Annotated in this window: 17 protein-coding genes and 1 riboswitch; of the genes, 11 read left to right on the top strand and 6 right to left on the bottom strand. The window is 32.7% G+C overall.

Translation table 11 applies throughout. The annotated features are described in order from the left end of the window. Positions 1 to 15: 15 nt before the first annotated feature. The 5 genes from ACN0WI_RS11075 to ACN0WI_RS11055 all read left to right on the top strand — a co-directional run bounded on the left by ACN0WI_RS11075 (position 16) and on the right by ACN0WI_RS11055 (position 6,908). Positions 16 to 2,733 carry a glycosyl hydrolase gene (locus tag ACN0WI_RS11075; protein ID WP_417886882.1) on the top strand — a complete coding sequence of 906 codons (2,718 nt, stop codon included), beginning with the start codon at positions 16 to 18 and terminating at the stop codon, positions 2,731 to 2,733. Next, positions 2,730 to 3,851 (top strand): glycoside hydrolase family 88 protein, encoded by a 1,122-nt coding sequence (locus ACN0WI_RS11070; RefSeq protein ID WP_417886880.1) that lies wholly within the window; start codon positions 2,730 to 2,732, stop codon positions 3,849 to 3,851. The genes ACN0WI_RS11075 and ACN0WI_RS11070 overlap by 4 nt, the downstream gene beginning before the upstream one ends. 2 nt (positions 3,852 to 3,853) lie before the next feature. After that, entirely contained in the window at positions 3,854 to 4,768 is a 915-nt protein-coding gene (locus ACN0WI_RS11065; protein ID WP_417886878.1) for an alpha/beta hydrolase, read from the top strand. A gap of 5 nt (positions 4,769 to 4,773) precedes the next feature. Next, positions 4,774 to 5,712: a glycoside hydrolase family 43 protein gene (locus ACN0WI_RS11060; protein WP_417886877.1), complete on the top strand. Its 939-nt coding sequence runs from the start codon at positions 4,774 to 4,776 to the stop codon at positions 5,710 to 5,712. 605 nt (positions 5,713 to 6,317) lie between these two features. Then, entirely contained in the window at positions 6,318 to 6,908 is a 591-nt protein-coding gene (locus tag ACN0WI_RS11055; protein ID WP_417886876.1) for a hypothetical protein, read from the top strand. Here ACN0WI_RS11055 and ACN0WI_RS11050 read toward each other — a convergent pair. Beyond that, complete coding sequence (locus tag ACN0WI_RS11050) at positions 6,905 to 7,981, bottom strand: glycosyltransferase (protein ID WP_417886875.1); 1,077 nt, start codon at positions 7,979 to 7,981, stop codon at positions 6,905 to 6,907. The two genes, ACN0WI_RS11055 and ACN0WI_RS11050, sit on opposite strands and share 4 nt — an antisense overlap. A 238-nt stretch (positions 7,982 to 8,219) precedes the next feature. On the opposite strand from ACN0WI_RS11050, the gene ACN0WI_RS11045 reads away from it, so the two are divergent. Beyond that, a complete protein-coding gene (locus ACN0WI_RS11045; RefSeq protein WP_417886874.1) occupies positions 8,220 to 9,245 on the top strand; it encodes a helix-turn-helix domain-containing protein in 1,026 nt (341 codons plus the stop codon). Between the two features lie 44 nt (positions 9,246 to 9,289). On the opposite strand, the gene tenA is transcribed toward ACN0WI_RS11045, so the two are convergent. The 5 genes from tenA to ACN0WI_RS11020 all read right to left on the bottom strand — a co-directional run bounded on the left by tenA (position 9,290) and on the right by ACN0WI_RS11020 (position 13,064). Further along, positions 9,290 to 9,937: a thiaminase II gene (gene tenA / locus ACN0WI_RS11040; protein ID WP_417886873.1), complete on the bottom strand. Its 648-nt coding sequence runs from the start codon at positions 9,935 to 9,937 to the stop codon at positions 9,290 to 9,292. After that, positions 9,924 to 10,757 carry a bifunctional hydroxymethylpyrimidine kinase/phosphomethylpyrimidine kinase gene (gene thiD, locus ACN0WI_RS11035; RefSeq protein WP_417886872.1) on the bottom strand — a complete coding sequence of 278 codons (834 nt, stop codon included), beginning with the start codon at positions 10,755 to 10,757 and terminating at the stop codon, positions 9,924 to 9,926. The genes tenA and thiD overlap by 14 nt, the downstream gene beginning before the upstream one ends. After that, positions 10,754 to 11,389, bottom strand: a complete 636-nt coding sequence (gene thiE / locus ACN0WI_RS11030; protein ID WP_417886871.1) for a thiamine phosphate synthase — start codon at positions 11,387 to 11,389, stop codon at positions 10,754 to 10,756. Before thiE ends, thiD begins: the two co-directional genes overlap by 4 nt. 7 nt (positions 11,390 to 11,396) lie before the next feature. Beyond that, positions 11,397 to 12,194: a hydroxyethylthiazole kinase gene (thiM, locus tag ACN0WI_RS11025; RefSeq protein ID WP_417886870.1), complete on the bottom strand. Its 798-nt coding sequence runs from the start codon at positions 12,192 to 12,194 to the stop codon at positions 11,397 to 11,399. Positions 12,195 to 12,264: 70 nt separating this feature from the next. Beyond that, positions 12,265 to 12,355: riboswitch (TPP riboswitch) on the bottom strand. Between the two features lie 82 nt (positions 12,356 to 12,437). Continuing rightward, positions 12,438 to 13,064, bottom strand: a complete 627-nt coding sequence (locus tag ACN0WI_RS11020) for a DUF2652 domain-containing protein (protein WP_417886869.1) — start codon at positions 13,062 to 13,064, stop codon at positions 12,438 to 12,440. A gap of 131 nt (positions 13,065 to 13,195) precedes the next feature. On the opposite strand from ACN0WI_RS11020, the gene ACN0WI_RS11015 reads away from it, so the two are divergent. The 5 genes from ACN0WI_RS11015 (at position 13,196) to ACN0WI_RS10995 (ending at position 17,295) form a co-directional block, all read left to right on the top strand. Further along, a complete protein-coding gene (locus ACN0WI_RS11015; protein WP_417886868.1) occupies positions 13,196 to 13,546 on the top strand; it encodes a winged helix-turn-helix transcriptional regulator in 351 nt (116 codons plus the stop codon). Positions 13,547 to 13,716: 170 nt separating this feature from the next. Continuing rightward, positions 13,717 to 14,298, top strand: a complete 582-nt coding sequence (locus ACN0WI_RS11010; RefSeq protein WP_417886867.1) for an HD domain-containing protein — start codon at positions 13,717 to 13,719, stop codon at positions 14,296 to 14,298. Positions 14,299 to 14,354: 56 nt separating this feature from the next. After that, positions 14,355 to 14,981, top strand: coding sequence for a Crp/Fnr family transcriptional regulator (locus tag ACN0WI_RS11005; protein WP_417886866.1), 627 nt, complete (start codon positions 14,355 to 14,357; stop codon positions 14,979 to 14,981). A gap of 54 nt (positions 14,982 to 15,035) precedes the next feature. Beyond that, positions 15,036 to 15,842 (top strand): sulfite exporter TauE/SafE family protein, encoded by an 807-nt coding sequence (locus ACN0WI_RS11000; protein WP_417886865.1) that lies wholly within the window; start codon positions 15,036 to 15,038, stop codon positions 15,840 to 15,842. Between the two features lie 151 nt (positions 15,843 to 15,993). Further along, positions 15,994 to 17,295, top strand: coding sequence for a cytochrome ubiquinol oxidase subunit I (locus ACN0WI_RS10995; protein WP_417886864.1), 1,302 nt, complete (start codon positions 15,994 to 15,996; stop codon positions 17,293 to 17,295).

The raw sequence follows: 17,295 nt of genomic DNA, 5'->3' as shown, positions 1-17,295 counted from the left end.
AATTTGAAAATTAAAATGACAATTTTTCGTGATTTATTGTTTTCAGCAATAATTCTTACCACTATAGGTTTAAGTGCTCAAAATCAGCAATATTGGCCAGAGCAACAGAAGGAAATGAAGCCCTGGACGCGCTGGTGGTGGATGGGAAGTGCCGTTGATAAAAAAAATATACGCGAGCATTTAATTGAATTTCATAAAGCAGGCCTTGGAGGTGTAGAAATCACCCCAATTTACGGTGCTAAAGGTGAGGAAGACCATTTTTTAGACTTTCTTTCTCCAGCATATCTCGAGGTTTTAAATTTTACTATTAAAACCGCTGATAGTTTAGGTTTAGGGGTCGATATGGTACTAGGAACCGGTTGGCCTTACGGAGGGAAACAGGTAAGCGTAGATGATGCCGCTTCTAAATTAGTTGTAAATAAAATAGTACTCAAAAAAGGAGCAACTTTTAAAGGCTCCTTATTGCCAAAAGAAGAGAAGAATCCGATTTTTCTTCAGGCCGTGGTTACTTTTGATGAAGATGGAAATTCAGAAATTATTACTGAAAAGGTAAAAAATGAAACTGAATTAAAATGGAAGGCAAAAAAGCAGGATTGTACAATTTATGCCTTATTTCTTGGTAAAACCGGACAAAAAGTAAAGCGAGCTGCTCCTGGCGGCGAAGGTTTTACATTAGATCATTTTTCAAAAAAAGCGCTAAACAATTACTTAAAACCTTTTAATGAAGCTTTTGCTAAGATTGGTGAAAAACCGAGAGCAATTTTTAATGATAGTTACGAGGTTTACGGAACAGATTTTACCAAAGATTTTTTAGAGCAATTCGAAAAAAGAAGAGGTTATAATTTAGTTGAACATCTGGATAAATTACTGCTGAAGGAAGATGATATAATTGGAAACCGAATAAAAGCTGATTTTCGCGAAACGATTTCAGATATTTTGCTTGAGGAATTTGATAATCCATGGACAGCCTGGGCTAATGAAAATGGAATGAAAAGCCGCTTACAAGCGCATGGTTCTCCAGGAAATTTAATCGATTTATATGCCTCTGCAGACATTCCCGAATGTGAAACCTTTGGATCGATGCCTTTTGATATTCCCGGATTTCGAAGAGATTCAGCAAACATCAGAAAAGGAGATGCCGATCCTGTAATGCTAAAATTTTCTTCTTCTGCGGGCCATATAGCGGGCCGACCTTTAATTTCTTCTGAGTCTTTTACATGGCTTCGCGAACATTTTAAGGCGGCACTTTCACAAACAAAACCTGAAGCCGAAGAATTATTATTAAACGGTGTTAATCATATGTTTTTACACGGTTCTACTTACTCTCCGGAAAGAGCTGGTTGGCCAGGTTGGAAGTTTTATGCCTCCGTTAATTTTAGTCCAAAAAATACAATTTGGGAAGATGCTCCGGGTTTATTTTCGTATTTGGCAAACGTGCAATCGATGCTGCAAAAAGGGAAAGCCGATAACGAAAATTTGGTGTATTGGCCTATTTACGATATTTGGAATTCGTATTACGATGCTAATCTTTTTGTTCAGCTCAAAATACACTCGTTAGAGGAGTGGTTAACGCACACTCCATTTTATAAATTATCGACCGATTTAATGCAAAAAGGCTATGGAGTCGATTTTATTTCAGATCGGTTTATTCAGCAAGCTGAGGTTGTTGATGGTAAGTTGAAGTTACCTGGCGGAAACTTTTCAAGTTTAATAATTCCTGAAACAGAATTTATTCCGCTTAAAACTATGCAGAAGTTGGTAGCGCTTAAAAAAGCTGGTGCTACTATTATTTTTGAAGCCAAACCGGAAAGTGTTCCTGGATTCAAGGATTATAAAAAGGCTAATCAAGAATTGGAAAAATTAAATGAAAATATTTCACTTTCTGAAGATATAGAAAACAGCCTGAAATTATCGAACATCTATCCGGAGACTTTGGTAGAAAGCGGACTTAAATACATCAGAAGAGCAGATGAAGAAAGTAAGATCTATTTTTTAGTAAATCATACTTCAAAAACGATCGACGAGTTTATTCCTTTAAATTCCGAAGAAAAATCAGCTCTAATTTTAGATCCGCTAAATCAAAATTTTGGCATTGCAAAAACGAAAATTTCAGAAAATAAATTACAGGTAAAACTTCAAATAAAGCCCGGACAATCTATAATCTTGAAAACCGGAAATAGTTTTGATGCACCTGCCTGGAACTATTTTGAACCCGCTGGAGATGCTGTAATCTTAAAGAATTGGAATTTAAGTTTTGAAAACGGTGGCCCAGAATTTCCAGAAGATCAGGAACTTTCAGAATTAAAAAGCTGGACAGAAATCAGCGAAACAGCCGAAAATTTTTCTGGAACCGGAATTTATGAAACAACTTTTAAAAATCCAGATACAGCAGTAGATAGCTGGAAATTAGATCTTGGCGATGTTAGAGAAAGTGCACAGATTTGGTTGAATGGAGATTATGTTGGACGATATTGGTCGGTTCCTTTTGAAGTTATTTTAACTGATTTGAAAGATGATGAAAATAAATTGACGATAAAAGTTACCAATCTTGCTGCTAATCGATTACGCGCTAAAGAAATGAGAGGAGAGGATTGGAAAACTTTCTACGAAATCAATATGGTAAATAAAGATTACCAAAAATTTGATGCAACCAAATGGGATCCAATGCCATCAGGTTTAGTAAGTCCGGTAAAACTTATTCCCTTAAAAAACAATAATAATCTGAAATCATGAAAAATAGTAGTCTTTTAATGTTTCTTATAATCTGTTCTCAGTTGAGTTTTGCTCAACAAATCGATCGCGATCAGGTTTTAAAAGAAATGGAATTAGCCAATGCTTATTTTATGCAAAAATGGCTGGATGTAGGTAAAACTATTATTACAAATAAAGAACGGCCCAGTAATATCTGGACGCGTGGTGTTTATTACGAGGGATTAATGGCTTTGCACGAAATTATGCCAAAAGACGAATATTATAAATATGCATTGGACTGGGCAGATTTTCACGAATGGGGATTTAGAAGTGGTAATGAAACTCGAAATGCAGATGACTATTGTGCGGCACAAACCTATATAGATCTTTACAATTTACAACCCAATCCTGAAAAATTGAAGAACACGAGAGCTTGTATGCAAAAGTTTTTGGTTACTCCGCAAACTGGTGATTGGGACTGGATTGATGCCATACAAATGGGAATGCCCGTATTTGCGAAAATGGGTGTTTTAGAAGGCGATTCTCGCTACTACGAAAAGATGTATAAAATGTATATGGATACCAGAAATTCTATTGGCGGAAACGGACTTTTTAATGAAAAAGATGGATTATGGTGGAGAGATGCAGATTTTGATCCGCCGTATACTGAGCCAAACGGAGAAGATTCGTATTGGAGTAGAGGAAACGGATGGGTAATAGGAGCTTTAGCAAAAGTGTTATCTATTATTCCTGAAGGTACAGCACATGAAGATCAATACAAGAAGGATCTTGAAGCGATGGCTGAAGCTTTGGTAAAAGTTCAGCGTAAAGATGGTTTTTGGAATGTAAGTTTACATGACGAAAGTCACTTTGGTGGGAAAGAACTTTCTGGAACTGCGTTATTCGTTTACGGTATGGCCTATGGTGTAAACAATGGAATTTTAGATAAGGAAAAATATATGCCGGTAATTACCAAGGCCTGGAATGCAATGATAAAAGAAAGTCTGCATGAAAATGGATTTTTAGGTTGGGTGCAATCTACCGGAAAAGAGCCAAAAGACGGGCAGCCCCTATCTTACGAAAAGATTCCAGATTTTGAAGATTATGGCTTAGGCTGCTTTTTATTGGCAGGAGCTGAAGTTTATAGAATCCAATCTTAATTATGCGAAAATTAGTTATTCTTTTTCTCTTATTTAGTGCTTTTAGTAGTAAAGCGCAGGATTTTGAAATATCGCTTTGGGAAGATAAAATTCCCGGAAGTATAGAAAATAAAGAGTATCAGGAAGAGCAAAAGTTTGATGGCGACCAATTAACCGGCGTAAGCAAAGTTAAAGAACCAAAACTTTATGCGTATTTAGCAAAGGGAGATTCGTTAAAAAGTGCGGTAATTATTTTTCCGGGAGGCGGTTATAGCCATTTAGCGATCGATAAAGAAGGTTTTAAACTTGCAGAATGGTTAGCTTCAGAAGGGATTTCAGCTTTTGTACTTAAATACCGTTTACCCGCAGATCAAATTATGGAAGATAAATCTGTAGGGCCACTAATGGATGCACAACGAGCTGTAAGACTGTTGCGACTTAATGCAGAAGAATGGAATCTTGATTCCGATAAAATCGGAATTATGGGCTTTTCAGCAGGAGGACATTTGGCGGCAACGCTCTCCACACATTTTGATGAAAAAGTCTATCCTGAAGTCATAGAAAAAAGTGCCCGTCCGGATTTTTCAATATTAGTTTATCCGGTAGTCAGTTTATTTAGTGAAATCACACATAAGGGGTCTAGAGAGCGTTTGCTTGGTAAAAATGCTTCAGAAGAATTAGTAGAACATTTTTCTAATGAAACTCAGGTTTCAGAAAATACCCCACCAACTTTTTTGATTCATGCGATGGACGATCATGCTGTTCCGGTAGAAAATAGTCTTAACTATTTAAAAGCCCTGAAAGAACATAAAGTTCCTGCTGAAATTCATATTTTTGAGAATGGTGGTCACGGATTCGGAATGGGTAGACAGCTTACCAATAATACCTGGCCAACTAGCTTATTGAGCTGGCTTAAATTGCATCATTATAAAAATTAAATTCCATGAAATTAAATCAGGCATTCAGTTTTCTATTGCTTATTTGTTTTTTTACCTCTTGTAATGCCCAGAAAGAGGTGTATTTATTCAGTTATTTTAAAGGGAATGGAGAAGATGGTTTACATTATGCTTATAGCGAGGATGGATTAAAATGGAAAACTATAAATAATGATGAATCTTTATTAACTCCCGAGGTTGGGGAACAAAAATTAATGCGTGATCCTTGTATTATTAAAGGAGGTGATGGTAATTACCACATGGTTTGGACTACTGGTTGGACCGAACGTGGGATTGGTTATGCCTCTTCTGAAGATTTAATAAACTGGTCGCCGCAACAATTGATTCCGGTTATGAAAAATGAAGAAACGGCTAGAAATTGCTGGGCTCCTGAAATTACTTACGATAAAAAGAATGATGAATATATGATTTACTGGGCGACTACTATTCCCGGTAAATTTCCTGAGACGCAATCTGATATGGATAGTGGATATAATCATCGTATGTACTATGTAACTACTAAAGATTTTAAAGAATATTCTGAAACTAAACTTTTGTATGAGCCAAGATTTAATGTGATTGATGCCAGTATAAGCTGGCATGATGGAAGATATGTTATGATCTTAAAGGATGAGACCAGAGAGCCTGCAAAAAAGAATTTGAAAGTAGCTTTTGCCGAAAATTTAACCGGACCATACAGTGATGCCAGTAAACCCATTACAGGACAATATTGGGCTGAAGGTCCAACAATGATTAAGGTTGACGGTCAATACATTGTTTATTTTGATAAATATACCAATCATCAATACGGTGCCGTTACATCAACAGATCTTAAGAATTGGACAGATATTTCTGACCAAGTTACTTTCCCAAAGGGAACTCGACATGGAACTGCTTTAAAAATTACGAAAGCAGAATTAAATTTTATTAAAGAAAAGTTAAAATAAATTAGGGTGTTTTTTAAAAATAGTTTTATTTGTAACCGTTATATTATTTTTAGTTATAAGTGAAATATTTTATATTCTATCTGTTTTTTGCTTTTTATTGTGTATGTGCTTATACACAGGAAAGTTATAAGGAAAATAATTTTAATTTCGAATTTAGAAAAGTCAAGAAAAATTCAAAGTTTTTTGAGACTAATTGTGCAAGATCAAAAAAAAAAAATCAGACTTCGATCCGAATAAGTTTTATCTGCTAGCATCAAATTACAAACTGCGTTTGCGCCCTGTTGATATGAAATATATTTGGGGAGCCATAATGATGTATGTTGGCTTTGATATTTTAATTCATGAAAAACAGGATTAAATACCCTATTTAACCTACAATCCAGAAATTCCGGATACTTTTAAAGAGTATACAGTAGCGGGCTATACCGATTATTCTCCCAGTTTTAATTTCGGAAAAAAATGGGATCCTATCTATTTTACGCCTTATCGAGGACATGCGAAAATAAGAAACACTAAAATCGATATTTATTTTTCAGTTCCCAAGGATTTAAGCGAGGGTATTATTTACTACGGAAATGAAAAAGTTGCAGCATTCAATTTATAGTATGAAAATAAATTACAGTTATTCATTTGCACTTGCTTTATTTCTTATTTTCAGTAGTTTGTCAGCTCATTCTCAGGAAAAAAGATGGGTAGCAAAAATAGGAAGCGGTACGGTAGGAGGCTCAGTAGATGTTTATATTAATGGCGAATTAGCGAATCCAGAGCCTGTATCTTACGATGCTAAAATTGGCTATCAAATAGGAATTACTCGATATTTTAAAGAAGAACGGTGGAGAGGAACTCGGCCATTTATTACCGCTCAATATGCCAATTATGGATTTAAAATTGAGAATCTAAATTACAATTTGCACTATGCAGATGTTGATATTTCAGTTTTAAATAGATTTGGTAATAGAGGACAATTTTATTATGGTTTAGGGCTTGGTGTCGCTTTTTTAGTAAGCCACGACACTAACTCTTTGATAAACATTTCCAATAAATTTGATGTAAGAGGAAATGCGTTTGTAGGAGCTACAATAAATAAAAGCATTCGGATTTACCTACAAGGAAAAATAGGTGTGATTAATTTGGATAAAGAAACCGAGACAAAAAATTACATGTTTACATTAAATACCGAATTTTTACTTTTTTAATAAGCTTCTACGTTTTCATTTTGTAGGGTTTCATAAAAGTTGAGATAAGCATCTACGGTATTTTCAATATTGCAATTTTTTTCTGCATAGTCCCGGCATTTTTTTCGATTAAAGTTTCCTATATTTTTTAAGGTTTCTGCCATACCGGTTGTGTCTAAAGGTTCAAAAAGTTTTCCTACTTCCGGAATAATAAGTTCTGGTGCTACCCCGATGTTCCAAGAAAGAACTGGAGTACCCGAGGCTAAACTTTCAGAAATAGCTAGGGCTGAAGGTTCATTCCAAACACTTGTAAATAATAAGGCTGCGGCATTATTTAGTAATTTATTAAGTTGTTTTTGTTTTTGTTCTCCTACATATGAAACTAATGAATTTTTTAATAGAGGCTCTATAAATCGCTTAAAATATTCGGTGTTTTTTCCTCTTCCGGCTAAAATTATAGGCATTCCGGCTTTTAAAGCAACTTCTACCGCTAAATGTGGTGCTTTTTGCTTACAAAAACTTCCATACCACATACAATATCCACCGGTAACTTTGGTTTGTGGAGACCAGTCTTCTAAATCAATAGCATTGTGTATTACAGTATTTGCATTCAAGGTTTCAGTTTGCCTATTCTGAAGGCATTTACTAACTAAAATTAATTCTTGATTTACCGATTTTTTAATATGATTAAGTGCAAATTTAATATCTGGGATTTCTAATGTATGTATTGTTGTTATGAAATTGGTATTCAGGTTATTACCTAGTACAATAGGAAGGTAATGCAATGAATGATTTTGTACTATATCGTATTCGTAATCTCTTAAATGTTGAAAAATTTCAGCATAGAATATAGAACTTTTTATAGCTGAGGCATCAAAAGAATTGTAAGAATTACAAGGAAAACAATCATATTCGGAAAATTGATTGTCTAAATAATTTAAGTCTTGGCAATTACAATCTGTATTCGAGAATATACGAACTTCATGACCACGCTCTTCTAATTTTTTATATAACTTGTGAGTTATCATAGCTAAGCCGCCTTTATATGGAGGTAGCACTTCCTGACGATGATCTGCAATAATGGCTATTTTCATGATTTTATGGTTAAAGGTTAGCTTTAAATTAAACAATTATTTGTTTACTTCTATTAAAAAAATAAAATATTATATAATTTTAATACTTTATATAGGTTTTATGGTAAATATTGGTTTTTAATGAGTTATGGTAAGTATTTCTTGTTTTAAGAAAATTTTAACTGAAATACTTAAAATAAATAAAAAAATATTGATGTATTTTAAAAAATAGTTTTTTTAACTGTTTTAAAATTATCAGATGAAAAAGTATCGTCTAGAAATAAAAAATGTAGATGATTTTATACCGGAAATAGCGAAGATTTTTGATATAGGATATAAAAATAGTTTAGGTGAATATGCAGTAAATGTTCCGTCAGTTTTTGGAGCTGGGCAAATTAGAGGAATTAATTTCCCCAATGGTATTGGTCTTTATAATATCAGAGTAAACTTTAAAGAAAAAATTAGTTTTCATATTTATCATAACTGGATAAAACCTATTCGATTTATTTATTGTATTGGAGGTGAAATATGTACAGGCCTAGGAAACAGTAATACTAAGTCTAATTTATTAAATCACCAACACCTTATTGCTGCTCCTGAGGCAGAAGATTACCAATATTTAGAATTTGAACCAGATAAAGAAATAGTTCTTTGTTATCTTGAGATTGATAGAAATCGTTTTAAAGATTATTTATCTTTTGATTTGCATGAAATAGAATCTACTTACTTTCAAATTTTTGCAGACGTAAATTCTAAAAATTCAATTTTTAAAACTGGAACTTATGGGCTACAAACTTTAGATTTAATTAAATCTATTGAAGATTGCAGATTAAGTGGTTTTCCAAGAATAAATTTTTTAGGAGGAAAAGCTTTAGAAATTTTAGCCTATTTACTCGTCCAGTTTAAAAATGATGAAACCTATCAAGAATCAAGAGTAAAAAAACGAGATTTAATTGCACTAGAGCGTGCGGTAGATCATATTAATAAAAACATAAGAAATATAGGAACCGTACAGAGATTAGCAAAAATAAGTGGTGTAAATGTTAATAAGCTTCAAGATGGATTTCAAGAAATTTATGGGAAAACTGTAAATGCGTATATTCGGGATATTCGATTAAACTTAGCAATGAATATGTTAATTGAAGGCGAAAAAAGTGTAGGAGAAATTGTATATGAGTTAGGACTTTCTAGCCGAAGTTATTTTTCGAAAATTTTTAAACGTAAGTACGGTCTGCTCCCTAAACATGTACTAAATAAAAGCAATTATAAGGAAGTATCAGAATAGTTATAACTAAAAAAACCTGTTTTAAACAGGTTTTTTTAATAGTTTTACCAAGAGCGTAAATTGTAACCTGCTTGCCAAAAATAATATTCTAAATAGGAAGCATCTTTAAATGCTTGCGTCATTTTTTCTCTTGTTTTTGGTGTTGTCTTCTCTGCATATCGATTACAAATATCAATTGCATTTTGTACAGCTTCACCAAATTCTTCACCGGAATAGGTCGCAATCCATTCTTGATAAGGATTTTCTTTGTCTGTTTGATTAGCAACAATATAATCGCCTACCTCTTTATATATCCAAAAGCAAGGCAAAACGGCTGCCATGGCAACTTCTATATTTTCTAAAGAAGCAACACTTTTTAAAAAATGTATATAATGGTGACAAGCAGGTTGTATTTCTGTGTTTTCGGTTAAGCCATACATTTTAAAATACGATTCATGTAAAGCTCTTTCAACGGTTATAGTACCTTCAGAAAATTGCAAAAAGGACATTGTATCCTTAGAGTAGGGGCATCTTGCGGCTATTATGGCTAATGCTTTTCCAAAGTGCTCTAAGTAAATAGAATCTTGCCCCATATAAAATTGAAATTTTTCAAGTGGTAAACTACCATCCATTAATTCCTTTATAAAAGGCATTTCTATAATTTTACTATATATGGGAGTAATGGCTTCCCAAGTTGATTTAGACCATTTCATTTTTAATTAGTTTTTCGGGGTTATAAAAGTGATTTAGTGGACCGTTCCCTTTTCCAATAACTAAGTCTTTAGCATATAAAACGGCTTGGTGAACATATTCTTGTGCATTTTTAACAGCTTGTTCAAAATTGTAACCTCTAGCAATGTATGCTGCAATTGCAGAAGAAAGTGTACATCCGGAACCATGAGTGTTTTTAGTATCAATTTTATTGTATTCGTAACACAACATTTTACCTGAGGCATCAAAATAAACAGAGGTGATTTTTGAAGTCTGTAAATGTCCTCCTTTTACTAAAACAGATTGGCAACCTAAATTCATTATTTTTTCGCCGGCAATTTTCATGTCCTCAAGTGTTTTAACTTCCATATCTGCTAAAATTCCTGCTTCATCTAAATTAGGAGTAAGAATATTTGATATTGGAATTAATTCATTTTTTAAAGCATGTATGGTTTCTTTCTCAATAAGCGTATGGCCACTAGTAGCCACCATTACCGGATCAAAAACAATAGGAATATTAGTATAATTTTTCAAACCATTAACAATTGTTTTTACTAACTCAGTACTATGTACCATACCTATTTTTATAGATTTAGGAGGGATATCTTCAAAAATACTTACAATTTGTTCTGCAACGGCTTTTTGTGGTATTGAAAAGATGTTTTTTACACCAGTAGTATTTTGTACCGGTAAAGCAGTAAGAACTGAAGTAGCAAAACATCCGAGTGCCGAGAAAGTTTTAATGTCAGCTTGAATTCCAGCACCGCCACTACCATCGAATCCGGCAATAGTTAATACAGAGGGAGTCGTATAATGAGTCATGATTTTTTAGATTTTAGAATATTGTTTTTGAGAATAGCCGCTTCCTTTTCTGGATTTTTAGCTGAGCATATAGCGGAAACTACCGCAATACAATCGGATCCTGCGTTTATAACCGATTTGCAATTATCAGCATTCATATTTCCAATAGCTACTAAAGGTTTTTTGGTTTTGCTCCTTATGGATTCTATACCTTCAATACCCCATTCGGTAATAGTATCGATTTTTGTAGCTGTAGAATATACAGGGCTAACGGCTAAGTAGTCTGCAATAGCGGTATTCTCATTTTGTAATTGATTTAAGTATTCTATAGAATACCCAATGCAAGATGCTTCAGGCCAAACTTCTTTAATTTTTACTGGTGGCATATCGCTGTTGCCTACATGAATTCCGTAAGCATTTACAGTTTTTGCTACTTCAACATTGTCATTAATAATAAGCGGAATATTGTATTTTTCGGTTATATTTTTTAAGGCTAAAGCTTTTTCAATAAACTGCGAGTTCGATAGCTCTTTTTCACGTAATTGAATGATATCTACACCGCCTTTAATTGCTTGTTCAGCAACTTGAACTAAAGAATGATGTATACAATTTGATTCAGAAATAACAAGATATAATGAAAATGGAAATGCCATTTGATTTTTATTTAATAGTCAATTTTAGAGTAGTTTGGAATGCTCGTTCTGAAATAGAAAAAAGCTCATCTAAAATATGTAATTGTAAAGTTCCCGGCCCATCAGATTTTTTAGCAGCTAATTCTCCACAAACTCCAAATAATGCCATTGCAGTACAGGTAGCTTCAAATTTATTAGGAATTACTGCAGCAAATGCAGCAGTAATAGCAGAAGTTGAGCAGCCCAATCCGGTAACTTTTGTCATTAGTTTATTTCCATTTGAAAGATGAATTTGTTGGTCACCATCAATAATAATATCAGTTGCTCCGGAGATAGATATAACGGCTCCATATTTTTTGTTAAGTTCCTTAGCAGCCAAAATAGCTTCATTGCTTTCTGCTGTGCTATCGACTCCTTTTGTAAATAGATTATTGGTTGTGGCAAGTGCTAAAATTTCGGAAGCATTTGCTCTGATTATAGTAGGTTTTAGGGCTATTAATTTTGATAAGGTTTCGTTTCTAAATGTTGTAGCACCGGCTCCAACAGGATCTAAAACCCAAGGTGTATTTGTTTTATTAGCACATTTTGCTGCTATTAACATAGACTCTACCGAGTATTCGGTTAAAGTTCCTATATTAATAACCAAGCCTTGGCAAATAGAAACCATATCTTCCATCTCAGAATGCGCATTGGCCATAATGGGAGATGCTCCTGCAGCTAAAAGTGCATTTGCGGTATTATTCATAACTACATAATTGGTGATATTATGAATGAGAGGCACTGTTTTTTTTACAGTTTCAATATGTTTCCAGAGTGTATTTTCCATCGTGAGATATTAAAAAAATTAAGCTTCAGGTGGAAATTCTGAAAAAACAGGAAAGTAGAAAAGATGAAAAAAATCATCTAAAACTTTTCCCTACGGCGTTTTATCGCATCAGGTTCAAAGGGACTCTCTCAATTCTTTACTGAATACCCCTAAAGCAATGTAAAAGTACAGCAAATTTAATTGCTGGAAAAAAATGTATCAAAAAATAAGTATGAAGTTGTAAAAACTATTATCTGTTTAGTCTTACTTTTTTGATTTGAAATAAGTGTAGTTAATTTTTGAATTTTCATCGTAAATTTCAAAACCTTCTTTCACCATATATTTTTGTGATGATAAAGTAGATTTATCCTCTGTATTTTTTATAAGGGAATTGGTAATTAGCACGTATTCTTTCCCTGAAATTGAATTTTTTAATAATCGATGGATTTCAACTACAGTTTTGCCATATAATTTTTCAAAAGTGCCTACATTAAATTTTGCAAAATAACCAAAATGAGCAATTAGCTTAATTGATAAGTCAAAATTAATAGCTTTATATTGTTCTTTTAATCTATCAATTTCTTGAAAAAACGCAGTATATATAAGTTCGTATTGCTTCAAAATTTTTGAAACAGGTATTGCTTTTCCGAATTTATAAAATAAAATAGCATCACCTTCAATTTCTGAAATTTGAAGGTCTAGAATGTTATTTTTAACTATTACATTTAGCAGTTTGGAAATAATTATTTTTCCTGTTTCTACATCTATATTCTCAACAAATTTGGAAAATCCGCTAATATCAGGCATAATAACAGTACCCCGTAATACTTTTGTATCATTAGGGGATTCCGTAAAAAAATAGGGTAACTGTTTTTTAGATTTTAGTGCCATTTGTAAACTCGAAGGTACAATTAATCTAATAAATTATTTTACGAATAAAAAAATCATCGTAAAAAAACATAAAGCTTACTTCTAAATTACATCAGAATTGTATATTTACTTTACAAAAGTAAGTAGATAAAATGGGTGAATTACTAGACAAGAAAACATGTGAAAGTAAATTAGGATCTATAGATGATGCTCTTTATGCAATTGGCGGAAAATGGAAACTAAAAATTATAATGGCTTTAAAGGAAAATACAAAGCGTTTTAATGAACTTCAGAGAGCATTAGGAATTTCTGCACGCATGTTATCTAGAGAATTAAAAGATTTAGAACTGAATGGATTTGTAGAACGTAAAATAGAACATGATACACCAGTGGTAATAGAATATGAGCTCACAGAATATAGTAATTCGTTGTCGGAAATATTAGATGCATTAAGTAGATGGGGTATAGCACATCGAAAAAAAATTATTAAAGAAAGACAATAAAATTAAATCATAACGTTAAAAAAATAATTTTAGTACTTCTTAATTTTAGAATGCTGATTATTTTTAATAATTTAAATTTTTGAACTATATAACTATAGTAGCAACTACACTTTTAATTAAAAATTTTACTCCTGATTGAATATAGACAAACAACGATTTTAAAAAAAGCAATGAAGCATTGCCATGCTATGCTACGCAATAGCCGTTGCTATAGTTTGCCTTATCACAACATACAACATACCCTAGAAGTTTTTCAGTTTGCGAGAAAAATTTCAGACTACGAAAATTTATCTTTTGAGGATAAAGAGGTGGTAAGTTTGGCTTCTTTATTTCATGATACCGGAAATGGTGAAATATTTAATGGTCATGAAAAAATAAGTGCCGAAAAAGCAGATTGTTTCCTTACAAGCTTGGGATATTCTAAAGAAAAAATAGAAAGAGTTAAATCCTGCATAGTAGCTACTAAAATGCCACAAACTCCAAGTAGTAAGTTAGAAGAAGTAATTTGCGATGCTGATTTAGCGCATTTAGGTTCAGGCTCCTTTATAAATTATAATAAACGCCTAAGGCAGGAATGGAATAAATGTTTTAATAAAAGCTATAGTGATATTGAATGGATAGAAAACAATATAATGTTTTTAGAATCCCATACGTATTTTACTTCTTACGGAAAAGATATACTCCAGCCCAAAAAAATGAAAAATTTAGAGTTATTAAAATCTAATTATCAGGAATTAAAGCTTAGCTTGTGATGTCTGCATATATTTTCTATCATTTTAATTCATAATTAATTTCTGAAGTCTTATTTATGAGTAAAGAGCTATTTACTGTTTATCAGTCTATATTTGAAAAAGAATTGCTCGAGGAAATAGCGATTTCTGGAAAACTAATGCAATTTAAAGAAGGCGATTTTATTATCGACATCAACGCTCGTATTATTTCTATGCCTTTAGTAATAAGCGGTGCAATAAAAGTTTTACGAGAAGATACAGAAGGAGATGAGCTTCTACTTTATTTTTTAGAGCAAGGAGAAACTTGTGCAATGTCTCTAGATTGTTGTCTAGGAGAGAGCAAAAGTGAAATTAGAGCAATAGCCGAAAAAGAAACCAAAGTAATCATGATTCCGATATCAAAAATGCAAATCTGGCTAGGTAAATATAAATCATGGCGAGATTTTGTTTTCAATAGTTATCATACCAGATTAAAAGAAATGCTTGGAACTATAGATACTATTGCATTTTTAAATATGGATAGTAGGATTTACAAATATCTTCAAAATAAAGCTTTAATAAATAAAAATAAAGATCTAACTATTACGCATAAACAAATAGCTATAGATTTACATACCTCTAGAGTTGTTGTTTCAAGAATACTGAAAAAGTTAGAAATCGATAATAAAATTACGCTTTTTAGAAACCACATAAAGATTGTGTAACTAAGGTTGCCAATTCCTAAAAAAAGGACTATTATATTTGTCCAAATTTTAGAAATGGATATTGTACATTTTTTAGGTTATTTTTCAGCTTTATTCATAGGCTTAGTCTTAGGTTTAATTGGTGGAGGAGGATCTATTTTAACTGTTCCTATATTTGTTTATATTTTAGGAATAAATCCTGTAATAGCAACAGCTTATTCGTTATTTGTAGTAGGCTGTAGTTCTGCAGTAGGAGCTTACGATAATTTTAAAAAGGGAAGAATAAATTTAAAAAGCTCTTTAGTTTTTGCGATACCCGCTGTTTTTTCAATTTTCTGTACCCGAAAATTCATTGTGCCGGCAATACCTCAGCATTTATTCAACATCGGTTTATTTGAAGTGACTAAAGAAATACTGATAATGGTTTTATTTGCCATTTTAATGATTTTGGCTTCATTTTCTATGATTTTTAAAAAGAAACTTCCTAAAACGTCATCTTCATCCTCACCAAAATATGGACTTACTGTATTATTTGGAATAATAACAGGAATAGTAACGGGTTTTGTAGGTGCCGGAGGTGGTTTTATGATTGTTCCCATCTTGATATTTTTAGTGGGTTTAGAAATGAAAGAAGCCGTAGGAACATCCTTATTTATCATCGCATTGAATTCTATAATTGGTTTTACTGGAGATTTATCTCATTTAGAAATTGCTTGGTCATTTTTGCTTTCATTTACAGCAATATCAATTATAGGAATATTTTTAGGTATATATTTAAATAAATTCCTAAAACCAGAAGGATTAAAAAAAATATTTGGCTGGTTGGTTTTAGTAATGGGGATTTATATTATATGGCGAGAGTTAAGTATATCAGTCTTTTAAAAAGAAATAAATTTTAAATAATTAATAGCAGCAATTTTCCTGCTTTAAAGCAAGGTTTTCGATGATAGAATATTTAAATTAGACACAGAGAATAATAGATAATGGATTATTTTTTATTGTATTGAAAATAAGCTGTTTTTAAAATAGTAGAATGGAAAATTTAGATTATGCCCGCCTTCAAATGGCTTTCACATTGGGTTTTCACATAATTTTTGCGTGTATTGGTATGGTGATGCCATTTTTTATGATCGTTGCCCATAGCAGATGGTTAAAAACTAGAAATCCTGTATACTTAAAGTTGACAAAAGCTTGGCTTCGCGGAGTAGCTATCTTTTTTGTAACTGGAGCAGTTTCCGGAACTGCACTATCTTTTGAATTAGGTTTGTTATGGCCTGAATTTATGAAGCGTGCCGGACCAATTATAGGTATGCCGTTTTCATTAGAAGGAGCTGCTTTTTTTGTTGAAGCGATTGCTTTAGGTTTTTATTTATATGGTTGGAAAAATTTGCCCGAAAAGTTTCACTGGTTTACTGGAGTAATTATTGGACTTGCAGGAGTTTTATCTGGTATACTAGTAGTAGCTGCTAATGGATGGATGAATGCTCCGACTGGATTCGATTATAACAATGGTGTATTTAGTAATATAGATCCGGTTGCTGCTTTATTAAATCCGGCTTGGTTTTCACAAGCATTACATATGACGTTGGCTGCATTTGTAGCAACCAGTTTTGGAGTTGCCGGAATTCATGCTTTTCAAATTCTTAGAGGAAAAGCCGTAGAAGTGCATCAAAAAGCGTTTAAAATAGCATTATTTTTTGGAGCTATAGCAGCAATATTACAGCCAATTAGCGGTGATATTTCAGCCAAAGATATAGCAGAACGGCAACCTGCAAAATTAGCCGCTATGGAAGCTCATTTTAAAACTGAAAAAGGGGCTCCACTTTTTTTAGGAGGAGTTGTAGATGAAGAAAATCAAGAAGTTAATTATAAAGTTGAAATCCCAAATGCACTTTCCTTTTTAGCATTTGGTGATTTTGATGCAGAAGTTAAAGGGCTTAATGAATTTCCTAAAGATGAAATTCCACCAGTTGCTATAGTACACTATTCTTTTCAAATTATGGTAGGAATTGGGACGTTGTTAGCTTTAGCTGGATTAATATATTTTATTAGTTTAAAAAAGAAAAGCTGGATGAATAGCAAAAAATATTGGTGGTTTTATATGTTATTAGCTCCACTTGGTTTTTTGGCTTTAGAAGCTGGTTGGGTAGTAACAGAAGTTGGTAGGCAACCTTGGATTATTTATCAAGTTATGAAAACTAGTGAAGCTGTTACCCCTATGCCCGGAATGAAATTCAGTTTTTACATGTATTTAGGGGTCTATTTTTTATTGGGAACAACCGTTACATGGTTAATGGCGCGCCAAATTAAAGCCTTAAATACACAAAAAGATTAA

Origin of the sequence: Zunongwangia sp. (genome assembly GCF_048269745.1) — a bacterium.
Taxonomy (GTDB): Bacteria; Bacteroidota; Bacteroidia; order Flavobacteriales; family Flavobacteriaceae; genus Zunongwangia.
Note: the sequence above shows the minus strand (reverse complement) of the source record. Positions and strands in the feature narration are given on the sequence as shown.